The 20,730-nt window shown below is 58.3% G+C and carries 17 protein-coding genes and 1 pseudogene; 4 read left to right on the forward strand and 14 right to left on the reverse strand.

The features are described 5' to 3' along the window. Nucleotides 1–6: 6 nt before the first annotated feature. Complete coding sequence (locus tag DG357_RS02500; RefSeq protein ID WP_088204680.1) at nucleotides 7–1,404, reverse strand: PTS fructose transporter subunit IIC; 1,398 nt, start codon at nucleotides 1,402–1,404, stop codon at nucleotides 7–9. 179 nt (nucleotides 1,405–1,583) lie between these two features. Here DG357_RS02500 and DG357_RS02505 point away from each other — a divergent pair, with 179 nt between their 5' ends. Beyond that, on the forward strand, nucleotides 1,584–2,243 hold the full coding sequence (locus DG357_RS02505; protein WP_041911449.1) for a MurR/RpiR family transcriptional regulator: 660 nt from the start codon (nucleotides 1,584–1,586) through the stop codon (nucleotides 2,241–2,243). A gap of 8 nt (nucleotides 2,244–2,251) precedes the next feature. Here DG357_RS02505 and DG357_RS02510 read toward each other — a convergent pair whose 3' ends face one another. The 4 genes from DG357_RS02510 to treR all read right to left on the reverse strand — a co-directional run bounded on the left by DG357_RS02510 (nucleotide 2,252) and on the right by treR (nucleotide 7,334). Further along, complete coding sequence (locus DG357_RS02510) at nucleotides 2,252–2,998, reverse strand: oligogalacturonate-specific porin KdgM family protein (RefSeq protein ID WP_088204693.1); 747 nt, start codon at nucleotides 2,996–2,998, stop codon at nucleotides 2,252–2,254. A gap of 135 nt (nucleotides 2,999–3,133) precedes the next feature. Further along, the gene (gene treC, locus DG357_RS02515; protein ID WP_088204679.1) at nucleotides 3,134–4,789 is read right to left on the reverse strand and encodes an alpha,alpha-phosphotrehalase; all 1,656 of its coding nucleotides are present in this window, start codon (nucleotides 4,787–4,789) and stop codon (nucleotides 3,134–3,136) included. A gap of 51 nt (nucleotides 4,790–4,840) precedes the next feature. After that, complete coding sequence (gene treB, locus DG357_RS02520) at nucleotides 4,841–6,259, reverse strand: PTS trehalose transporter subunit IIBC (protein ID WP_045259643.1); 1,419 nt, start codon at nucleotides 6,257–6,259, stop codon at nucleotides 4,841–4,843. A 127-nt stretch (nucleotides 6,260–6,386) separates the two neighbouring features. Then, entirely contained in the window at nucleotides 6,387–7,334 is a 948-nt protein-coding gene (gene treR / locus DG357_RS02525; protein ID WP_028015312.1) for a trehalose operon repressor TreR, read from the reverse strand. 390 nt (nucleotides 7,335–7,724) lie between these two features. Here treR and mgtA point away from each other — a divergent pair, with 390 nt between their 5' ends. Both mgtA and DG357_RS02535 read left to right on the forward strand, forming a co-directional pair. Further along, nucleotides 7,725–10,433 carry a magnesium-translocating P-type ATPase gene (mgtA, locus tag DG357_RS02530; protein ID WP_088204678.1) on the forward strand — a complete coding sequence of 903 codons (2,709 nt, stop codon included), beginning with the start codon at nucleotides 7,725–7,727 and terminating at the stop codon, nucleotides 10,431–10,433. Nucleotides 10,434–10,611: 178 nt separating this feature from the next. Further along, on the forward strand, nucleotides 10,612–12,996 hold the full coding sequence (locus DG357_RS02535; protein ID WP_088204677.1) for a beta-N-acetylhexosaminidase: 2,385 nt from the start codon (nucleotides 10,612–10,614) through the stop codon (nucleotides 12,994–12,996). 83 nt (nucleotides 12,997–13,079) lie between these two features. On the opposite strand, the gene gbpA is transcribed toward DG357_RS02535, so the two are convergent. From gbpA to DG357_RS02560, 5 genes are all read right to left on the reverse strand, one after another. Next, nucleotides 13,080–14,531 carry an N-acetylglucosamine-binding protein GbpA gene (gbpA, locus tag DG357_RS02540; protein ID WP_088204676.1) on the reverse strand — a complete coding sequence of 484 codons (1,452 nt, stop codon included), beginning with the start codon at nucleotides 14,529–14,531 and terminating at the stop codon, nucleotides 13,080–13,082. 139 nt (nucleotides 14,532–14,670) lie between these two features. After that, nucleotides 14,671–15,057, reverse strand: a complete 387-nt coding sequence (ridA, locus tag DG357_RS02545; protein ID WP_003863373.1) for a 2-iminobutanoate/2-iminopropanoate deaminase — start codon at nucleotides 15,055–15,057, stop codon at nucleotides 14,671–14,673. Nucleotides 15,058–15,130: 73 nt separating this feature from the next. Then, nucleotides 15,131–15,592, reverse strand: a complete 462-nt coding sequence (pyrI, locus tag DG357_RS02550; RefSeq protein WP_048960123.1) for an aspartate carbamoyltransferase regulatory subunit — start codon at nucleotides 15,590–15,592, stop codon at nucleotides 15,131–15,133. A gap of 12 nt (nucleotides 15,593–15,604) precedes the next feature. Further along, a complete protein-coding gene (pyrB, locus tag DG357_RS02555; protein WP_028015316.1) occupies nucleotides 15,605–16,537 on the reverse strand; it encodes an aspartate carbamoyltransferase in 933 nt (310 codons plus the stop codon). 34 nt (nucleotides 16,538–16,571) lie between these two features. Further along, a complete protein-coding gene (locus tag DG357_RS02560; RefSeq protein WP_022646880.1) occupies nucleotides 16,572–16,676 on the reverse strand; it encodes a pyrBI operon leader peptide in 105 nt (34 codons plus the stop codon). Here DG357_RS02560 and DG357_RS02565 point away from each other — a divergent pair. Then, nucleotides 16,656–16,773, forward strand: a pseudogene (locus tag DG357_RS02565) (hypothetical protein). The gene DG357_RS02560 and the pseudogene DG357_RS02565 sit on opposite strands and share 21 nt — an antisense overlap. Before the next feature lie 3 nt (nucleotides 16,774–16,776). On the opposite strand, the gene DG357_RS02570 reads toward DG357_RS02565, so the two are convergent. The 4 genes from DG357_RS02570 to arcC form a co-directional block, all read right to left on the reverse strand. Next, complete coding sequence (locus DG357_RS02570; RefSeq protein ID WP_028015317.1) at nucleotides 16,777–17,256, reverse strand: arginine repressor; 480 nt, start codon at nucleotides 17,254–17,256, stop codon at nucleotides 16,777–16,779. A gap of 80 nt (nucleotides 17,257–17,336) precedes the next feature. Continuing rightward, nucleotides 17,337–18,740, reverse strand: a complete 1,404-nt coding sequence (locus tag DG357_RS02575) for a YfcC family protein (RefSeq protein WP_045259604.1) — start codon at nucleotides 18,738–18,740, stop codon at nucleotides 17,337–17,339. Between the two features lie 47 nt (nucleotides 18,741–18,787). Further along, on the reverse strand, nucleotides 18,788–19,792 hold the full coding sequence (gene argF / locus DG357_RS02580) for an ornithine carbamoyltransferase (RefSeq protein WP_003863360.1): 1,005 nt from the start codon (nucleotides 19,790–19,792) through the stop codon (nucleotides 18,788–18,790). 25 nt (nucleotides 19,793–19,817) lie between these two features. Further along, entirely contained in the window at nucleotides 19,818–20,729 is a 912-nt protein-coding gene (gene arcC / locus DG357_RS02585) for a carbamate kinase (RefSeq protein ID WP_088204675.1), read from the reverse strand. Nucleotide 20,730 lies beyond the last annotated feature (1 nt).

The following is a 20,730-nucleotide window of genomic DNA, read 5'->3' on the forward strand; positions in this document are numbered from 1 at the left end:
TTCCCCTTAGCTGGCGTTCTTTGGGCTGACGTAAAGCACGCCCAGGGCGCAAATCAGTGCGCCAATAAAGACGCTCGCCAGGTAGCCCACCACGTTGGTTGCCAGCGGCCAGCCCCAGATGGCAGGCAGCGGCAGCGTCTGCTTCACGCCGAGTGCAATGGCGACCAGCGCGCCGGTGACGGCACCGGTCATGAACACCGGGATCAGACGTGGGTTTTTCAGGATGAACGGGATCGCGCCTTCGGAGATCCCAATCACGCCCAGCAGCAACGAGGTACTGCCAACGGTTTTCTCTTCCCGGCTGAAGACATCCGGTAGTCCAAAGCGGCCATTGAGGAACGCGGCAAAGCCGACGCCAATGGAGGGGATCACGATGGAGAGTTCGCGGGCGGTGAGATCAAACGTTTCGCTCATGCCATTCAGGCCGAGCGCGACTGAGCCTGCCGCCTTGTTGACCGGGCCGCCCAGGTCGAACGCGGTGCCTGCGGCGATCATCGCGGAATAGAATCCGCGCCCGGTGTCACCTGCCGAGGTAAAAAAGACCACCATCAGCTGGTTAAGCGAGCCAAAAATCGGGTTAATCAAATATTCCATGACCATCACCAGCGTAATGCCGGTGATGAGCGGGACGACCAGCATGGTCTTGATGGTGGTGAGCTGTTGGCGGACGTGAATGGAATCATTCAGCCAGCGCACCAGATAGCCCGCAAAAAAGCCAATGCCGATCGCGCCGAAAAAGCCGGACGGCATAAAGCCTTCGATATCAAAGAAGCGCTTATAGACCTCGTCTGACATGATGCCGCCGATAAGTCCGGGGATCAGCGCCGGTTTGCCGGCAATGGAAAACGCCAGATACATGGCGAAAACCGGATACATGAACTTAATGGTCATAAAGCCCACTTTATCCAGCACGCTGAACGGCGAATGGTCGATGTTAATAAACTGGCCGGTAATTTTGGCCGTTGCCATCATCAGCCCGCCCATGACCACCACCGGCAGCATATAGCTGATGGCCGCCATGATATGGCCAATAAAAATCTGGTAAGCCGAAGGCTGGAGTTCGTCTTCATGTACGACAGTCGTGACGTTTTTTTCCATGGCAAGCGCCTGACGCAGATAGCGATCGGTATGCTTGATCAGCTCTTGCGTGCGGGTCTGAAGGTGGGGAATGTTTTCAAAGCGCTCGGCATCCTGAATGGGGACGTCGGTTGCCAGAATAATGGCCGTGGCGGAGGCGATATCCTGCTTCGTTAAGCGGTTTTTAACGCCGTCGCTGCCCTGCGTTTCGACCTTAACCTCAATATTGTGCTCTTTAGCCCATGCAATAATTTTATTCGCCGCCATAAAGGTATGTGCAATGCCCGTTGGGCAGGCCGTTACCGCGACAACTTTCTGTTTCGTCATTGTCATAATTCCCTGGATGTGAAAACAGGGAAAGTATAAAGAGAACCTAAAACAGTTTTTAACGTTTGCTAATACTAATTACGTATCGCGATACGCGTAAATGCAATGTGTGAAGCGCCTTCCAGAGACTATTTCTCTGTTGTGTTAATATCATGCCGGGATTAAACAGGGTGTAATATATGAATTCATTCCAGGGAAGTGAACGCTTGATATTTGAATACATTCAGCATCACGCGTGTAATATTTCTAATATTTCGGCAAAAGAGATTGCCCGTGATACCTTTACAACGACAACATCCGTTAATCGTGTGTGTAAAAAAATGGGGTATAAAAGCTATACCGAACTTCGGTATCGTTTTTTACGCGATCATTTTACCCCTGCGCCTGCAGTGCCCGACGCGGGTCCGCAGGCGGACGACATTGTGGCGGAGGTGTCCAGGCTGCTCATCCATTCCAGCCATATCTATCTGTACGCACGCGGCGCCTCGCTTACCAGCCTCAACTACCTGTCGCGCTTTTTATCGCTGGCGAGCCTGCCGCATCTTATTTTGAATGACATGCACCAGCTGACACGGGTATCGAAGGGGACGCTGGTGCTGATCAGCAAATCCGGGGAGACACAGTCGCTGATAGAAATGGCGCGAAACGCGCTGCGCAAGGGCTTAAAGATTATTGCAATTACCCGTCAGGGGGCGACGCTGGCGTCGATCTCAACGCTATGCTGGCCGTTATCGATCGACATTAACGCGGTATCGCTGTATCAGCGGGAGGGACAGCTTGAACTGTTAAGCGCCGTGGACCGTATCGGCTGCAGGCTGCTGCAGCACGATACGGTGTAGTCAGGCCGTCAGAGCTGCTTCACTATCCCCAGACGTACGGCATAATCATTTTCATGGTTGCCGTCATTGTTGATATAGGTTTTATCCAGTGACACCAGCTCGACGTAAGGCGTCCAGCCATCGTCGAGCTGGTAGTTGAACGCAACGGTATGCTCCCAGTAGGTATCATCCCCGGTTCCCTGATCGACATTATCCTGCCAGCGGAAGCGCGGGTTGTAGGACATACCGAATTTGCCAATATTGTACGCGAACCAAATGTCGAACTGGTGTGACTGACGGCGGGTATAGCCGCTGCCGTCGAGTTCTTTGTCGCTGTGCGCGTCATTGATGGTGTTATAACGGTAACGGGCAGAGAGGTTCAGACCGTTATCAAACGCTTTCCAGCCCTGAATGAAGGGGCGATAGTGGGTATTACTGGGGGTGAAAACCGTCACCATGCCAGGCGCAACGGCAAAGCCATTGCCCAGATTGAAGCGCCAGCGCGTTTCAATCTCCTGTGCCGCCTCCGTTAATCCTTTGTCATCGGGATTATTTCGGTCGGTATCACCAAAAAAGGTGTCGTTATGGTTTTGTGCGGCTTCAACGGAGAAGTAAAAACCGTTATCCGCCTGATGCATAACCTTAATACGAGAATCATTTACGTCAGAGCGCGTATTATGGCCAAAGCGAAGGTCGACGGACGTATTTCTGCACCATCCTTGTGTGCTCAATAATAATGCGCTAATACACGTTACTTTAATAATTGTCTTTTTCATCATGTCCTGCCGAGGTTATTTAATTGGCAGGACTATTTTTATTTTCGGTACGCCGTGATGTAAAAGTTATCGTCGTACATTTAGCGTATCGCTAAACATAAAAAAGGAGATACAGCATGCTGTATCTCCTGACGTTTATTCCTGCACCCACCAGATGGCTTCAAACGGGCGCAGTTGCAGCGTATCGGGACGAGAGGGGACGTCCTCATAGTTGCTGAGTGCGACCTGCCATGCGCCCTGGACCGGGTCCGGCTGCCACTGCTGGCGCTCTCGGCTCAGGTTTGCCACCACCATCAGCGTCTGGCCCTGCCACTGGCGGCGATAGCACCACAGGGAAGGGTGTTCCGGCAGCAGATCGTCGTAATCCCCCCACGTCAGCACCGGGAGGGTTTTGCGCAGACGAATCAGCGACTGATAGGTGTAGAACACTGAATCCGGGTCGTCCAGCGCCGTACGGGCATTCACGGTTTCATAGTTATCGCAGACCCCAATCCACGGCTCGCCCTCGGTAAAGCCCGCATTGTGCGACGAGTCCCACTGCATTGGGGTTCGCCCGTTATCGCGGGATTTACTCGCCAGAATCGCCAGTAATTCATCCGGCTCACGGCCATTGGCCCGCAATTCGGCGAACATGTTCAGGCTTTCCACGTCGCGGTAGTCGGTGATGCGGCTGAAGTGCGGGTTGGTCATGCCCAGCTCTTCACCCTGGTAGATATACGGCGTGCCCTGCATGCCGTGCAGCACCATGCCGAGCATCTTTGCAGCGTGAACGCGGTGTTCCCCTTCGTCGCCAAAGCGCGACACGATGCGCGGCTGGTCGTGGTTACACCAGAACAGCGCGTTCCAGGCTTTGTTGTGCATCCCCTGCTGCCAGTGGCGGAAAAGGGTTTTCAGCGCCACGAAGTCCGGCTTTGCCTTCGTCCACTTTTCGCCGCCGGGGTAGTCCACCTTCAGGTGGTGGAAGTTAAAGGTCATCGACAGCTCGCGCCCGTCGAGCGACGCGTACTGCTGGCAGTTCTCCAGCGAGGTTGACGACATCTCGCCCACTGTCATCAGGTTGCGCGGGGTGAAGACGTCGCGGCTCATCTCCTGGAGATATTCGTGGATGCGCGGCCCGTCAGTGTAGAAGCGGCGACCGTCGCCAATGGTGTCGTCCGGGAAATCCTGATCTTTAGAGATGAGGTTAATCACGTCCAGACGCAAGCCGTCCACGCCGCGATCGGCCCAGAACTCGCATACCTTTTTCAGCTCGGCGCGCACCGCCGGGTTTTCCCAGTTGAGATCCGCCTGCTCGGGCGCGAAAAGGTGCAGGTAATACTGCTCGCTCTCGGCGTGCCAGCGCCAGGCGTTGCCGCCAAACTTGGAGCGCCAGTTGTTGGGGAGCTGCTCCGGCGTGCCGTCGCGCCAGATGTAGAATTGGCGGTACGGGCTCTCTTTGTTCAGCGACTCGCGGAACCATGCGTGCTGCGTGGAAGTATGGTTAAACACCATATCCAGCACGATGCGAATGCCGCGTTCGTGCGCTTCGGCAACCAGCTCGTCAAAGTCATCCAGCGTGCCAAAGGACGGGTCGATGGCGGTGTAATTCGCCACGTCGTAGCCGTTATCCACCTGCGGGGAAATATAAAACGGCGTCAGCCAGATAGCGTCGATGCCGAGGGTTTTCAGGTAATCCAGCCGCTGCGTCACGCCGCGCAGATCGCCGGTGCCGCTGCCGGTGGTGTCCTGAAAACTCTTTGGGTAAATCTGGTAGATGACGCCGTTTTGCCACCAGTGAGGAAGGGTATTCATAGTGCGTTCCTGCAAATGCGAAGGGGCGCAACTGCGCCCCGAAAGATGAAGTTAAACAATCTGCAGCGTGCCCTGACGGAACTTACGCTGGTAAACCACGGTGGTGAGCGCCATGGGGACGATAATCGCCACCGCCATTGCCAGGGCAAACACCTGCCAGAAAGTAGGCTGGATGGAGAGGATGCCCGGCAGGCCGCCGACGCCAATCCCGTTCGCCATCACGCCGTTCAGGCCGCACAGCAGGCCCGCCAGGCCAGAGCCGATCATCGCGCAGAGCATCGGGAAGCGGTACTTCAGGTTGATGCCGTACATCGCCGGTTCGGTGACGCCGAGATAGGCGGAGATGGCCGCCGGAACGGAGATCTCACGCTCGTTGTGCTTACGGCTAACGATAATGATGCCGGTCACCGCAGAGGCCTGCGCAATGTTAGAGAGGGCGATAATCGGCCAGACCGGGGTACCGCCGAGGCTCTGGATCATCTGCATATCGATGGCCAGCGTGGTCTGGTGCACGCCGGTGATCACCAGCGGGGCATACAGGAAGCCAAACAGCGCGGCACCGATTGGCGCGAAGCTGCCGGTCATCAGATGACGCACCGCGAAGGCCACGCCGTCGCCAATCATGCGGCCAAACGGACCGATAAAAGCGTGCGCCAGGAAGACGGCCAGGATCAGCGAGCAGACCGGCACCACCACCAGGTAGAGGTAATCCGGCACGATGCGCTTCAGACGCGTCTCAATAAAGCCCAGCGCCAGACCCGCCAGCAGGGCCGGAATGACCTGCGCCTGATAGCCCACCTTGGCGATGGTAAACAGACCGAAGTTCCATACCTCAGGCACCTGCTGACCAAGTAAGTAAGCGTTCATTAACTGCGGAGAGACCAGCGTGACGCCCAGTACGATACCGAGAATTGGCGTACCGCCCATCTTGCGCACGGCGGACCAGCAGATCCCGACCGGCAGATAGAAGAAAATCGCCTCGCCAATCAGCCACAGGAAGTCATAGATGCTTTGCAGCGCCGGGTACATCTGCGCCAGGGTTTTACCGTCGCTCATTGGCACATCGCCGATGACGTTACGGAAGCCCAAAATTAAGCCCCCGCTGATCAGCGCCGGCAGCAGCGGGAAGAAGATTTCTGCAAAGTGGGAAATCAGCTGCTCGTGCCACTTCATATTCTGGCGCGCCGCCTTCTTCGCCTGCTCTTTATCGGCAGAAGAGTGTCCGGTGGTCGCCAGCAGAGCCTGATAGTAATCGCCCACTTCGGTACCAATCACCACCTGGAACTGTCCGGCGTTGGTGAAGCAGCCTTTCACCATGGAAAGCTCTTCAATCGCCTTCGGGTTGGCCTTGGCCGGATCGTTCAGCACGAAGCGCAGGCGGGTAATGCAATGGCTGACGGTGGCGATGTTTTCGCGGCCGCCGACCAGGACGATCAGCCGATCGATATCTGCTTGTTTGACTTTACTCATCATGAAACCTCATGACAGATGTTGAGGGGGGTAATGACCTGAGCGCAAGCCTACTCCTTCAGCGTGACGGCGAAAATGGGAACGTTCCCGAAATCGGGCGAAGATCACAATAAACGATTCAGGGGGGTTATGAGAGACGGGCAGGAATAACGATCTGGCGCGGCTCGCTCCGCCCGTTGATCTGCTCGATCAGCTGCGCGGCGGCCTGCCTGCCGGACTCGGCGTAGCCCGGATCGACGGTGATAATTTCAGGGTGCAGGAACTTCATCAGCGGCGTGCTGCCGACGCTCGCCACCTGCAGGTTATCAATGCGCTGCTCCTGCAGATACTTGCTGGCACCCAGCGCAAGGGTGTCCGTGGCGCACACCAGCGCGGTGGTCTGCGGCGTCAGGACGCTGGCGACCTGCTCGTAGCCCTGCTTCATGCCCAGCCCCGGCAGGGAGGCCACGGCAGGGAGATTGTGCTTTTTGCAAAAGGCCAGATAGGCCTCGTGGCGGCGCTTGCCGGTGGTAACGTCCGCGTGCGGCACGCCCAGATAGCTGATGTGGCGGTGGCCTTCTTCGTACAGGCGCTGCATCAGGGTGATAATCGCCCCCTCATCGTCATAACAGACGGAGGCAAAGCCGTGGGCATCGCGCGCCAGCAGCACCAGAGACGGCTGCCAGTGTTTCAGCATCTCCTCGTCAATGCCGGTAAAACCAAACAGCACCACGCCGTCAATGTTACGGCGCTGGAGCATGCCGAGATGTTCTTCCACCAGCTGTGGCGAGAACTGGCTCTCCATCATGATCGGATCATAGCCCTGCTCGTAGAAGGCAGGCAGCATGGTCTGAACGGCGAGGTTTTCGGAGAGGGAATCCAGACGCGAAACGATGATCGCAACCACTTTATCGCTCTGCCCGCGCATGGCGCGCGCGGAGCGGGAAGGGGAAAAACCGTGCTGATTCATGACCGCCTCAACGCGCTCGCGGGTGCGTTCGCTGACGCCGCTTTCGTTGTTCAGCACGCGTGAGACGGTTGATTTCCCCACGCCGCTTAAACGCGCGATGTCTTTAATCGTAAGGCGGTTCTGCATGCTGTATTCCCTGTAACAACGACAAAATGGTCAATTGAGCCTAATGCTATAGCGCGATTTCGCTATGGGCAAAGTCTGGTTTACGTACTGTTTATTTGCAGGCGCGTATAATACCGCCCGAATCGTCACAAAGGGTACGCTTAAATCTTTATACTGCGCGGCGACACCCTGTTTTTTTACTTACCGGAGGCTTTATGGATCCCGATCCCGCACCTCTCCTGAACGGGAGAATTTGTTCTTTCCGGTAAGCCAGCTTTTGCTGTCTCACCGGTAATGTGAGGCAGCAACGTCCCAAACGTTCCTGCTTGAAAAATTGAGTGCCTGACAGGTACGGCTTTGCCACGCCTGAAGGGAATGCTGCGTCCGCCTGGCGGATGCGGAGGAATGTCTATGTTTAAAAATATCACCCGGCAGCTGCAGGCGCTGCTGAGCCGCCATCTGCCACACCGTCTTGTTCAGCGCGACCCGCTGCCCAATGCCAAAAACATGGCGGGAGCGGCGATCCCGGCGTCCCTGACCGAACGCTGCCTGAACGTGGCGGCGATGGATGAAAACGAAGTCTGGCGCGCCTTTGGCGGCCATCCGGAAGGGCTGAACGCGTCTGAAGTGGAAAAAATCCGCGCCGTGCACGGCGATAACCAGATCCCGGCGCAGAAGCCCTCTCCGTGGTGGGTGCACCTGTGGCTCTGCTACCGCAACCCGTTCAACCTGCTGCTGACCGTGCTCGGCATCATCTCTTACGCGACGGAAGATCTCTTTGCCGCGGGCGTGATTGCCCTGATGGTGGGTATCTCTACGCTGCTGAACTTCATTCAGGAAGCCCGCTCCACCAAAGCGGCGGACGCCCTGAAGGCGATGGTCAGCAACACCGCGACCGTCTCGCGCGTGATTAACGACCTCGGCGAAAACGCCTGGGTTGAGCTGCCCATTGACCAGCTGGTGCCGGGCGACCTGGTGAAGCTGGCGGCGGGAGACATGATCCCGGCGGATTTACGCATCATCCAGGCGCGCGATTTGTTCGTGGCGCAGGCCTCCCTGACTGGCGAGTCCCTGCCCGTTGAGAAGGTATCGCGCAGCCGCGACCCGCAGCAGATGAACCCGCTCGAGTGCGACACCCTGTGCTTTATGGGCACCACGGTGGTCAGCGGCACGGCGCAGGCAATTGTCACCGCCACCGGCGGCAACACCTGGTTTGGGCAGCTGGCCGGACGCGTCAGCGAGCAGGAGAGCGAGCCGAACGCCTTCCAGAAAGGGATTGGCCGCGTCAGCATGCTGCTGATCCGCTTTATGATGGTCATGACGCCGATTGTCCTGCTGATCAACGGCTACACCAAGGGCGACTGGTGGGAGGCGGCGCTGTTTGCGCTCTCCGTGGCCGTCGGCCTGACGCCGGAAATGCTGCCGATGATCGTTACCTCCACGTTGGCGCGCGGGGCGGTCAAACTCTCTAAACAAAAGGTGATCGTCAAACACCTCGACGCCATTCAGAACTTTGGCGCGATGGACATTCTCTGCACCGATAAAACCGGCACCCTGACGCAGGATAAAATCGTGCTGGAGAACCACACCGACATCGCCGGTAAAACCAGCGAGCGCGTGCTCCACAGCGCGTGGCTGAACAGCCACTACCAGACCGGGCTGAAAAACCTGCTCGACGTGGCGGTGCTGGAAGGCGTGGACGAGGAGGCCGCCCGTACGCTCTCCGGCCGCTGGCAGAAGGTGGACGAAATCCCGTTCGACTTCGAGCGCCGCCGCATGTCGGTGGTGGTGAGCGAGCAGCCGGACGTGCACCAGCTGATCTGCAAAGGCGCGCTGCAGGAGATCCTGAACGTCTCCACGCAGGTGCGCCATAACGGGGAGATCGTGCCGCTGGACGACACCATGCTGCGCCGCATCAAGCGCGTCACCGACAACCTGAACCGTCAGGGGCTGCGCGTGGTGGCGGTGGCGAGCAAATTCCTGCCCGCGCGGGAGGGGGACTATCAGCGTATCGACGAATCCGATTTGATCCTCGAGGGTTACATCGCATTCCTCGATCCGCCGAAAGAGACCACCGCACCGGCGCTGAAGGCGCTGAAGGCGAGCGGCATCACCGTCAAAATTCTCACCGGCGACAGCGAGCTGGTGGCGGCCAAAGTGTGTCACGAAGTGGGGCTGGACGCAGGCGACGTGGTGGTGGGGAGCGACATTGAGCACCTCACCGACGACGAACTGGCGCAGCTTGCCCAGCGCACGACGCTGTTTGCCCGCCTGACGCCGATGCACAAAGAGCGCATTGTGACGCTGCTGCGTCGTGAAGGGCACGTGGTGGGCTTTATGGGCGACGGCATCAACGATGCGCCCGCGCTGCGTGCGGCGGACATTGGCATCTCCGTGGACGGCGCGGTGGATATCGCCCGTGAAGCGGCGGATATCATCCTGCTGGAAAAGAGCCTGATGGTGCTGGAGGAGGGCGTCATCGAAGGGCGTCGCACCTTCGCCAACATGCTCAAGTACATCAAAATGACCGCCAGCTCCAACTTCGGTAACGTCTTCAGCGTGCTGGTGGCGAGCGCGTTTCTGCCGTTCCTGCCGATGCTGCCGCTGCACCTGTTGATCCAGAACCTGATGTACGATGTCTCTCAGGTAGCGATCCCGTTTGATAACGTGGACGACGAGCAAATCCAGAAGCCGCAGCGTTGGAACCCCGCCGATCTGGGTCGCTTCATGCTGTTCTTTGGGCCGATCAGCTCCATCTTCGACATTCTGACCTTCTGCCTGATGTGGTTTGTGTTCCACGCCAACACCCCGGAACACCAGACGCTGTTCCAGTCCGGCTGGTTCGTGGTAGGTCTGCTGTCCCAGACGCTGATTGTGCATATGATCCGCACGCGCCGCATTCCGTTCATCCAGAGCCGTGCCGCGTGGCCGCTGATTATGATGACGGGCATTGTGATGGCGCTGGGTATCGCGCTGCCGTTCTCGCCGCTGGCAAGCTACCTGCAGCTGCAGGCGCTGCCGCTGAGCTACTTCCCGTGGTTGGTGGCGATCCTCGCGGGTTATATGGTGCTGACCCAGATGGTGAAAGGATTCTATGCGCGTCGATATGGGTGGCAGTAAGCTCATTTTGCCACAATCCAAACGTAGGCCGGGTAAGGCGAAGCCGCCACCCGGCATCTGGCTTTCCTCCCAAATTCAACAACCTGTGATCTCCGTCGGCGCATTCGCTTGACGACAATTTGTACGCATGTTAACAGAATGTTTTGCCTGTATTTGGCCCGTCAGATAAGGAACATTCATGTTACGGTACAGTCTCTTAACCGCCGGGCTTATGCTCGGCGCCTCCGCTTTTGCCGCGCCGGCAGGCGACCTTCCCCTGATGCCCTGGCCTGCGAAGGTTGAACGCCCGACGACGCAGGGCGCGCTGGTGCTTAACAATCAACTCTCCGTGAGCGTCAGCGGCGACGATCTGGGGGACGCGGTCAACCGCCTGCGCCAGCGCATTGCGCTGCAAACCGGCTGGACGCTACAGCCACAGGCCGAAAAACCTGACAAGCCGACCATCCGTATCGCCATCGCTAAAAAGGTGAAGCCGCAGCCGCTGCCGGACAGCGATGAGAGCTACAAACTCATAGTGGATGCCAACGGCGTGAACATCTCCGCTAACACCCGCTTTGGCGCATTGCGCGCAATGGAAACCTTGCTCCAGCTGATGCAGAACGGTGCCGAAAACACCTCGATTCCGTGGGTTACCATCGAAGATTCGCCGCGCTTCCCGTGGCGCGGGCTGCTGCTCGATTCGGCGCGCCATTTCATCCCGTTACCCGATATCAAGCGTCAGATCGACGGCATGGCTGCGGCCAAGCTCAACGTCCTGCACTGGCATCTGACTGACGATCAGGGCTGGCGCTTTACCTCGAAGCGTTATCCAAAATTAACCCAGCTTGCCAGCGACGGGCTGTTCTACACCCCTGAGCAGATGCGTGAGATTGTGCGTTACGCAGCCGAACGCGGCATACGCGTGGTGCCGGAAATCGATATGCCGGGCCACGCCTCAGCGATTGCCGTCGCCTATCCAGAGCTGATGAGCGCGCCGGGGCCGTACGCTATGGAGCGCCACTGGGGCGTACTAAAGCCTGTGCTGGATCCCACCAAAGAGGCGACCTACACCTTCGCCGACGCGATGGTCAGCGAACTGGCGGCGATCTTCCCCGATCCGTATCTGCATATTGGCGGCGATGAGGTGGATGACAGCCAGTGGAAGGCAAACGCGGCGATCCAGAGATTTATGCGCGACAATAAACTGGCGGATAGCCACGCGCTGCAGGCGTATTTCAACCGCAAGCTGGAGACGATCCTTGAGAAGCACCACCGGCAGATGGTCGGCTGGGATGAGATCTACCATCCCGATCTGCCGAAAAGCATTCTGATCCAGTCCTGGCAGGGGCAGGACGCGCTGGGGCAGGTGGCGCAGAACGGCTATAAGGGCATTCTCTCAACCGGCTTCTACCTCGACCAGCCCCAGTCCACCGCCTATCACTACCGCAACGAAATCGTGCCGCAGGGGCTGAATGGCGTGGACGTGATAGCGGACACCGACAGCGTCCAGAACTGGGCTTTCTCCATGCCGCGCCTGAAGGGCAAACCGGTGGAAGGCAGCTTTACGCTGGTGAAAGGTGACGCCGGGTGGCGCGGATTTATTGATTTTGCCGGGAAATCGCGTCGGGCGGTGAATAACATTCAGTGGCGCGACGACAACCAGGTGACTTTTACCGTCGACACCTGGATGGGTGAAACGCGCCCGGTGGTCAACGTTGATAACGACAAACTCACCGGCTATTTCCTGGTGGGAAACACCCGCTACCCGATTAGCGGCACGCGTCTGGACGACGTGCCGAAAGGTACCCCTCCGGTCGTGCCGGACGTGGCGAATCAGGCCAACCTGCTCGGCGGCGAAGCCGCGCTGTGGGCGGAAAACGTGGTCGCGCCGGTGCTGGACATCCGCCTGTGGCCGCGCGCCTTTGCGGTGGCGGAGCGGCTGTGGTCCGCGCAGGACGTCAACGACGTCGATAATATGTATACCCGCCTGCAGGCGATGGACAGTTGGTCGACGGTGTCCGTCGGGCTGCAGCAGCATACCCAGCAGCAGGTGCAGTTCACGCGCCTCGCTAACAATGCCGACACCCTGCCGCTGCAAATCCTCGCCCAGGCGCTCGAGCCGGCCCAGTATTACACCCGCCAGCACCTGAAGTTCCAGGCCGGAAACTACCATCAGTTTGAGCCGCTTAACAGACTTGCAGATGCGTTGAACGCCGAAAGCGCCACCGTGCGCCAGATGCACAAGTGGGCGGACCGCCTGGTGAGCGACGCGGAAGACACGGAGAGCGCCGAGGCGCTGCGCCACGTCTTTAACCGCTGGCAGAACAACACCAGCGACGTGCTGGCCTTGAGCGAAAACAGCTATCAGCTGAAGGCCATTAAGCCGGTCATTCTGGAGGTGGATAAGCTGGCCTCGATTGGCCTGAGGCTGACGGATCTGGTGGCGCGTCAGGGGACGCTGGACGACAAAGAGATCGCGTCGATCCAGAGCGAGCTGGACAGCGCGGCGAAGGTGCAGGATGAGGTGGTGATTGCGGCGGTCTATCCGCTGGAGACGCTGCTACGCGCCACGCGAAATCAGTAACACGCATGCCCGGTGGCGCTGCGCTTGCCGGGCCTACGTGGTGTAGGCCCGGCAAACGCAGCGCCGCCGGGCGTAAAGGCCACTCAGTTCTTCAGAACCCACGCCTCTTTCCAGTGTGCGCCAACACCTGGCTCATACTGGTTTGCGGTTGGGCTGTACTGCACGCAGAAGCCGCTGTACGGGAAAGGCTTACATTCGTAGGTCTTACCGTCTTTAGGCTGAAGCACCACGGTACCTGCCTTGTACGACGCGATATTGTCCGGGAAGGTAAAGTCGTGGTGGCCGGTGCTATCCGCAGCGGCATCGTCTTCCAGCATCAGGTTCAGGACGTCCTGCGCGAACAGGGTGCCGTCTTTATTGGTCGCGTAGTATTTCAGCATGTGGTGACCGGCGGTCACGTCGGTCAGGGTCATGGTGACGTCCTGATTGCTGTTGTTCATGTCCTGCTTCAGGTAGCCTTTTTCCGCACCGTGGTGGTTCATCACGTGTGCTTCAAAATTCACGTCACCCTGCGTATTCACGTGGAAGGTCACGGTCGCGTTGCCATGTTCGATTTTGCTGTATTGCAGATCGGTAACGGCGATGGTTTCGCTCACCTGCGCTTTCTGCTCTTCATAAGAGATAGCAACGGACTGTAAGGTGCTGCCGTCTTTCACGAAGACGCTGTTGGCGCCGTGAACCGGGCTGATGTCACCGGCTTCATCCTTCACGCCGACGCGCACGTCGTGCTGCGCGGTGTTGATCTTCTGCGCCAGATCGTAGGACCACTGGTTAGCGTCGCCTTGTTCAGCAGAGCCGATGGTCATCTCGGTGCGCATGGCGGTCACTTCGCCGTGGGCGTCGAAGAAGCGTGCGATAACTTTATCGCCCACGTTCAGGTTATTACCGGCAATCTGGCCGCTCAGGGTTTTGCTCCACTCGGACACAACCGCAGGTGTTTCGTCCGGGGTAACGTTGCCGCCATTCCCGAAATCAACGTCGATAGCCTGATAGAAGCTGTTTGTGGTATCTGCAATTTCCCATACGCCGTAAATTACCTGATAGCCTGTACGTTCAGGAACATTACAGGTCATGGATTTAGTTACGGCTGGCGCCTGGCTATTTCCGTTAATTGTACAGAACGGGGTTAATTCAAACTGATCGCGAGTTAGCGGCTTATTTGGGTCCCAGTTTTGTTTGGTAATGTAATAACGCCAGTTGGTGGTTTTGTGCGGCGCAGTATGGTGCCAGACAAATTCATGCGGGCCCGCGGTCATCGGGTTTTTAGTCCACGCATTCAGGCTCTGCTTATCCAGCTGAGAATATTGAGAGATACCCGCGCTGGCGAGGTGTCCGTCTGCTGGCTCTGCCCCGGTCGGGAAGCCGGAGGTTTTCTCTACGCTCTGCGGTTCATACTGTACGGAGCCGCAATCAATATTTTGACCCAGCTTACACATATAGGCGCGGCTGGCAGGAGATTCAATATATCCGTGAGCAAATGCCGAAGATGCAACGGTCACTGTTGCGAGGGCAAGTGCAATTTTTGAAAGTTTCATTACTCATCCATTATTAGAGAATATTACTAGGCGAGGGAGAGTCTAATAATGGATCTGGCTCTGTGTCATTTTACCCGGAGAGTAAAAATAACCGAAATAAAAAAGGCAGCCCGAGCTGCCTTCTGTTTATTGAAATGTATTAACGACGTACGGCGATCGCTTCAATTTCAATTTTCACGTCTTTTGGCAGACGCGCCACTTCCACGCAGGAGCGCGCCGGGAAGGTGGCGTTGTGCTCGGTGAAGAACGCTTCATACGTAGCGTTAACGGTGGCGAAGTCGTTCAGATCTTTCACGAACACCGTCGTTTTGACGATATCACCCACTTTCAGGCCCGCAGATTCAACGATAGCCTGCACGTTTTCCAGCGACTGACGCGCCTGCGCCGCCACGTCGGCCGGTACTTCACCGGTTTTCGGGTTTACCGGGATCTGGCCAGAGGTGATGATCATGCTGCCCAGATCAACGCCCTGAACGTATGGGCCGATAGCCGCTGGTGCATTTTCCGTCGCGAGTACTTTGCTCATTTTTTCTCCAGAATTACAGCGTTAAGAATGTTCCCGGCCATTATAACAGCCGGGATTTCATTACCAACCTCAATTAGTTGGCCAGCACCACATAATGGGAAAACTCTTTTTCGCAGTATTTGCATTTGAGCGCGATGTCATTGGCGCGCTTTTTCACTGCAAAGCTGGACGAAACCGGCTCGGCGTGGCTGATGCAGTTGCTGTTCGGGCAGACCAGCACGCTTTCGATGCGCTCCGGCAGGCTCGGGCGGGATTTGCCCACCACGTCGTAATCGTCGATGCGGTTAACCGTGGCCTCCGGCGCGTACAGCGACAGCTGGTTGACCTGCTCGTCGGTCAGGAAGGTGTTCTCGATCTTGATCAGATCTTTACGGCCCATTTCGCCGGAAGGCAGGTTCAGGCCGATGGTGATGCGCTGGTCGGTTTCGGTCAGTTTGAACAGCGTCAGCAGCTTAAAGCCCACCTGCGCAGGGATGTGGTCAATCACGGTGCCACGCTTGATGGCTTCAACCTGGAGTTTGTTATCGTGTGTCATGGTCGTCTCCCCTTACAGAGCTAATTCGCGATTCAGAACCAGTGCCAGTAACGCCTGGCGAGCGAAGATGCCGTTTCCGGCCTGCTGGAAGTACCAGGCGTGCGGCGTTTTATCCACGTCGGTGGCAATCTCATCGATGCGCGGCAGCGGGTGCAGCACCTTCATGTTGTCGCGCGCGCCGTCGAGGTCGCTGGCGCGCAGCACGAACTGCGCCTTCACGTTGGCGTATTCGGACGGATCCAGACGCTCTTTCTGCACGCGGGTCATATAGAGAATATCCACGTTGCCCACCACCTCTTCGATGCTGGCGTGCAGGCTCCACGTAATGCCTTTCTCGTCCAGCATGTCGAGGATGTACTGCGGCATCGCCAGCGCGTCCGGGGCGATGAAGAAGAAGCGGTTGCCGCTAAATTTCGCCAGCGCCTGGGTCAGGGAGTGGACGGTGCGGCCGTACTTCAGGTCACCGACCATGGCGATGTTCAGGTTTTCAAGCGTGCCCTGCGTCTCCTGAATGGTGAACAGGTCCAGCAGGGTCTGCGTCGGATGCTGGTTGGCGCCGTCACCGGCGTTCAGCACCGGAATGCCGCCAGAAAACTCGGTCGCCAGACGCGCCGCGCCCTCCTGCGGGTGGCGCATCACAATCGCGTCAACGTAGGTGCTGATCACTGAAATGGTATCCGCCAGGGTTTCGCCTTTTTTGCCCAGCGACGTGTTGCTGCTGTCCGAGAAGCCCACCACGCTCGCGCCCAGGCGGTGCATGGAGGTTTCAAAGGAGAGGCGGGTGCGCGTCGAGGCTTCAAAGAAACAGCTCGCGATCACCTTGTGCTTCAGCAGCTCCGGCTGCGGATTGGCCTTCAGTTTTGCCGCGGTTTCCAGAACCAGTTCCAGCTCTTCGCGGCTGAGGTCGTTTATGGAAATGATGTGTTTTTGATAAAGCGGATTCATGTTTATCTCCTGACGCCGGGCAAAAAAAAGCCCCTCAAATGAGGGGCTCTGGGAATAGGTTTAGCAACGGGAAGAAAAACGGCAGGCCAGCGTCTGATTTCAGACGCGGTAAGACGTTATGTCGTACACGCTTGACCATGCTTCCTCCCGGCAAATTGTCGGGCATTATACGCAGCTCGTTTTTGGGATCAAGCGATTTAATGCACGCTTTACTCAATGCAAACGGTTCTTTATGAATATTAATGCATTCTGAGTAAATAATTAATTTGCTTGTGCACCAGCGCGGTACGCTTCACCACCCGGGGCGCGACCCAGACGATACTGCTTCCCGCCACCACGCCTAAAATTTCCGGTAACTGGTGATAATCCAGAATACGCGCCACCGCGCGGCCATATCCGGCAACGGTATGAATAAGGATAAATTCGCTATTGTGCTCCACGCTTACCACCATTTCGGAGACGGTACGCGCGGCGTCGGGGGCAGGGCGCAGCTGGGGATTCAGCGAATAAATCTTTAGCCCTTTGGCATTGCGAATTTTTATGACGCCAAGCAGCTTGAGCAGACGTGAAACGGTGGACTGGCTGATGGTCTCAAAACCCCGCTCCTGCAAGTCGCGGCGGATCTCTTCCTGAGAGAGATAGCTCTTTTCCGCGATCAGACGCTGGCAGACCGTTAGCTGTAGTTGCTCTTTGGGAGAGTACTCTTCGTAATCCATCATAGTTCCCATATCAGTTCCCGAAATAACCGGTGGCACCGCACCGATCCGTAGGCCGGATGAGCGCAGCGCCATCCGGCAAATCACAACAACGCGCCCAGGCTTAACGCCACCATAATCACCACCGTCAAAATCCCCAGCAGCGGCGCGACCCATTTCAGATAACGCACGTAGGGCACGCGGGCGATAGCCAGCCCGCCCATCACGACGGCAGAGGTGGGGGTGATAAGGTTAACGATGCCGGACGCCGACTGGTAAGCCGTAACCACCAGGTCGCGGTTGACGTTAGCGAAATCGGCAAGGGGCGCCATGATCGGCATCGTCAGAACGGCCAGGCCGGACGAAGAAGGCACAAGAAACGACAGCACCACCTCCAGCCAGTACATCACGTTAATGAACGCCACCGTCGACAATCCGGTGACCATCCCCTCGGCGCTGTGCAAAATGGTGTGGGTAATCATGCCCTTATCCATAATCACTACGATACCGCGCGCGATGCCGATAATCAGCGCGACGCCCAGCAAATCTCGCGCGCCGTTGATAAACGTCGACGTCAGCTCCTCTTCGCTCATGCGGGCGATAAGCCCAACGATAATGGCGCTGGCGAGGAACACCGCCGAGATCTCCGCCATCCACCAGCCCAGCACCGCCACGCCGTAGATCATCACCGCGAAGGCGAGGGCGAAAATCACCAGGATGAGTTTGCGCACCGGGGTAAATTCCAGCGACTGCTCGCCCTTGTTGCCGAGGAAGTGGGCGAGGTTCTCCTCCTGTTTATCCGCCACGATCGACAGGGACGGATCTTTGCGCACCTTGCGGGCATAGCGCATCACCCACGCCACGCAGATGATCCAGCCGATGACCAGCAGCGCGATGCGCAGCATGATCCCATTGGTGAAGGGGATCCCGGCGGCGTTAGCGGCGATCACCGTCGCGAACGGGTTAATGGTGGACCCGAGCGTGCCGATCCCCGCCCCGAGCAGTACGGTGGACGCGGCAACCACCGGATCGAACCGCGCCGCCAGCATCACCGGCACCAGTAAGGTATAGAAGGGCAGCGACTCTTCGGCCATGCCGTAAATCGTGCCGCCTGCGGCAAACAGCGCCATCAGGATCGGGATCATCCACTCTTCGCGCCCGCGCAGCTTAGTGGTGACGCGCTCGATCCCGGCGTCAATTGCCCCGGTTTTGGTGACGATCCCGAGAAATCCCCCGATGATCAGGATAAACAACGCAACGTCGATCGCCCCGGCCTGGCCGGACTCCGGATCGTACAGCCCGGCAATCGGCGCCATCAGCACCGACACCAGCCCCTGCGGGTGCGATGCCACGTGCGCATAGGTGCCGGCAACCGGCACCTCTTTGCCGAGCGCCTCGTTCATCGCCATATGGTACTGCCCGGCCGGAACAATCCACGTCAGCACGGCAACCACGGCAATCAGAAAAAAGAGAATGGTGTAAGCGGAGGGAAACTTGAACTTGCCCATGATGTTCTCCTGAATCCCGGCGCACCCCGCGGCGCGCCGGGCGGTGATTAGTCGCCGAGTGTCGCCACCATGACCGCCTTAATGGTGTGCATGCGGTTTTCTGCTTCGTCAAAGACGATGGAGTTCGGTGATTCAAAGACCTCTTCCGTCACCTCCAGCCCCTTCAGGCCGTACGCCATCTCGATCTCGCGGCCCACTTTAGTGTGCTCGTTGTGGAACGCGGGCAGGCAGTGCATGAACTTGACGTTCGGGTTGCCGGTGGCCTTCATCACGTCCGCGTTGATTTGATACGGCTTCATCAGGCTGACGCGCTCGGCCCACGCCTCCTTCGGCTCTCCCATGGAGACCCACACGTCGGTGTAGAGGAAATCGGTGCCCTGCACGCCTTCTTCCACATCGTCGGTGAGGGTGATGCGCGCGCCCGTTTCTTTGGCGATGGCGCGGCACTGCTCAACCAGCCCGGCTTCCGGCCAGAAGGATTTGGGCGCGACGAGGCGGATATCCATCCCCATCTTGGCCGCGCCGACCATCAGGGAGTTGCCCATGTTATTCCGCGCGTCGCCGAGATAGGCAAAGCTCAGCTCCGGCAGAGTTTTGCCCGGTGAATGCTCCAGCATGGTCATCAGATCCGCGAGAATTTGCGTCGGGTGGAACTCGTCCGTCAGGCCGTTCCATACCGGCACGCCCGCATACTCGCCCAACTCCTCGACGATGGCCTGGCCGTAGCCGCGGTACTCGATGCCGTCATACATGCGGCCCAGCACGCGGGCGGTGTCTTTCATCGACTCTTTATGGCCGATCTGCGACCCGCTTGGGCCGAGGTAGGTGACCTGCGCGCCTTGGTCAAACGCGCCCACTTCGAAGGCGCAGCGGGTGCGGGTGGAGGTTTTTTCAAAGATCAGGGCGATGTTTTTCCCGACCAGCGTCTGCTTTTCGCGCCCGGCTTTTTTGGCCGCCTTCAGCTCGATGGCGAGGTCGATCAGGTACTGAATTTCCGCCGGGGTGTAGTCCAGCAGTTTGAGGAAGTTGCGGTTTTTCAGGTTGATGGTCATGGCTAAATCCTTTTTAAATGAGTGATCAGTTACGAATCAGCGTGCCTTTCTCGCCCGCGAGGATCTCCGCGCCGTCGGCCAGCGCGCCGATCCCGGCAATGCCGTTGCAGGCCTCAACAAATTCGCGGCAGGCGGCCACTTTCGGCCCCATCGATCCGGCGTCGAACGGCATGTCTTTAAGCAATTCCGGCGTCACCTGCGCCAGCGGGCGCTGGGTCGGCTTGCCCCAGTCGAGGTACACCGCGTCGGCATCGGTGAGGATCAGCAGGGCGTCGGCCTCGATCTGGCGCGCCAGCAGGGCGGCGGAGAGGTCTTTGTCGATCACCGCTTCAACGCCGCGATAGCCGTTGGCGTTTTCCACTACCGGCACGCCACCGCCGCCGTTGCAGATGACCAGGTGGTCACGCTGGATCAGCGCCGTAATGGCATCGCTCTCGACGATGCGCTTCGGCTGCGGAGAGGGCACCACGCGGCGGAAATAGGTGCCGTCGGCCCTGAACGTCCAGCCTTTCTCCGCGGCCAGCGCTTTCGCCTGGGCCTCGCTGTACACCGGGCCGATGTATTTGGTCGGGTTGCTGAACGCCGGATCGGCGGCGTTCACTTCCACCTGGGTGAGCAGGACGCTCACCTCACGCTGGGGCAGATTGTTTTTCAGCGCCTGCTGGAGCATGTAGCCGATCATCCCCTGGCTTTCCGCGCCGAGAACGTCCAGCGGGTAGGGCGTCACTTTGTCGTAGGCGCTGTTCTGCAGCGCCAGCAGCCCGACCTGCGGCCCGTTGCCGTGCACCAGCACCACGCGCCACTGCGCCGTCAGCCCGGCGATGATGCGGGCGGCCTGCTCGATGTTCTGGCGCTGGATATCCGCTTCCAGCGGCTCGCCGCGCTTGAGCAGCGCGTTGCCGCCCAGGGCCACAACCAGAGTGGGTTTTCGTTCCATG

The sequence above is a fragment of the Enterobacter bugandensis genome (assembly GCF_900324475.1).
Classification (GTDB): Bacteria; Pseudomonadota; Gammaproteobacteria; order Enterobacterales; family Enterobacteriaceae; genus Enterobacter; species Enterobacter bugandensis.

Bases quoted from the DNA above. Each gene is read 5' to 3' on its own strand.
- DG357_RS02505 (WP_041911449.1), top strand. From the start codon at position 1,584: ATGAATTCATTCCAGGGAAGTGAACGCTTGATATTTGAATACATTCAG.
- DG357_RS02535 (WP_088204677.1), top strand. From the start codon at position 10,612: ATGTTACGGTACAGTCTCTTAACCGCCGGGCTTATGCTCGGCGCCTCC.
- pyrI (WP_048960123.1), bottom strand. From the start codon at position 15,592: ATGACACACGATAACAAACTCCAGGTTGAAGCCATCAAGCGTGGCACC.
- treR (WP_028015312.1), bottom strand. From the start codon at position 7,334: ATGCAGAACCGCCTTACGATTAAAGACATCGCGCGTTTAAGCGGCGTG.
- DG357_RS02560 (WP_022646880.1), bottom strand. From the start codon at position 16,676: ATGGTCAAGCGTGTACGACATAACGTCTTACCGCGTCTGAAATCAGAC.
- DG357_RS02500 (WP_088204680.1), bottom strand. From the start codon at position 1,404: ATGACGAAACAGAAAGTTGTCGCGGTAACGGCCTGCCCAACGGGCATT.
- gbpA (WP_088204676.1), bottom strand. From the start codon at position 14,531: ATGAAACTTTCAAAAATTGCACTTGCCCTCGCAACAGTGACCGTTGCA.
- DG357_RS02570 (WP_028015317.1), bottom strand. From the start codon at position 17,256: ATGATGGATTACGAAGAGTACTCTCCCAAAGAGCAACTACAGCTAACG.
- ridA (WP_003863373.1), bottom strand. From the start codon at position 15,057: ATGAGCAAAGTACTCGCGACGGAAAATGCACCAGCGGCTATCGGCCCA.
- arcC (WP_088204675.1), bottom strand. From the start codon at position 20,729: ATGGAACGAAAACCCACTCTGGTTGTGGCCCTGGGCGGCAACGCGCTG.
- pyrB (WP_028015316.1), bottom strand. From the start codon at position 16,537: ATGAATCCGCTTTATCAAAAACACATCATTTCCATAAACGACCTCAGC.
- mgtA (WP_088204678.1), top strand. From the start codon at position 7,725: ATGTTTAAAAATATCACCCGGCAGCTGCAGGCGCTGCTGAGCCGCCAT.
- DG357_RS02510 (WP_088204693.1), bottom strand. From the start codon at position 2,998: ATGAAAAAGACAATTATTAAAGTAACGTGTATTAGCGCATTATTATTG.
- DG357_RS02575 (WP_045259604.1), bottom strand. From the start codon at position 18,740: ATGGGCAAGTTCAAGTTTCCCTCCGCTTACACCATTCTCTTTTTTCTG.
- treB (WP_045259643.1), bottom strand. From the start codon at position 6,259: ATGAGTAAAGTCAAACAAGCAGATATCGATCGGCTGATCGTCCTGGTC.
- treC (WP_088204679.1), bottom strand. From the start codon at position 4,789: ATGAATACCCTTCCTCACTGGTGGCAAAACGGCGTCATCTACCAGATT.
- argF (WP_003863360.1), bottom strand. From the start codon at position 19,792: ATGACCATCAACCTGAAAAACCGCAACTTCCTCAAACTGCTGGACTAC.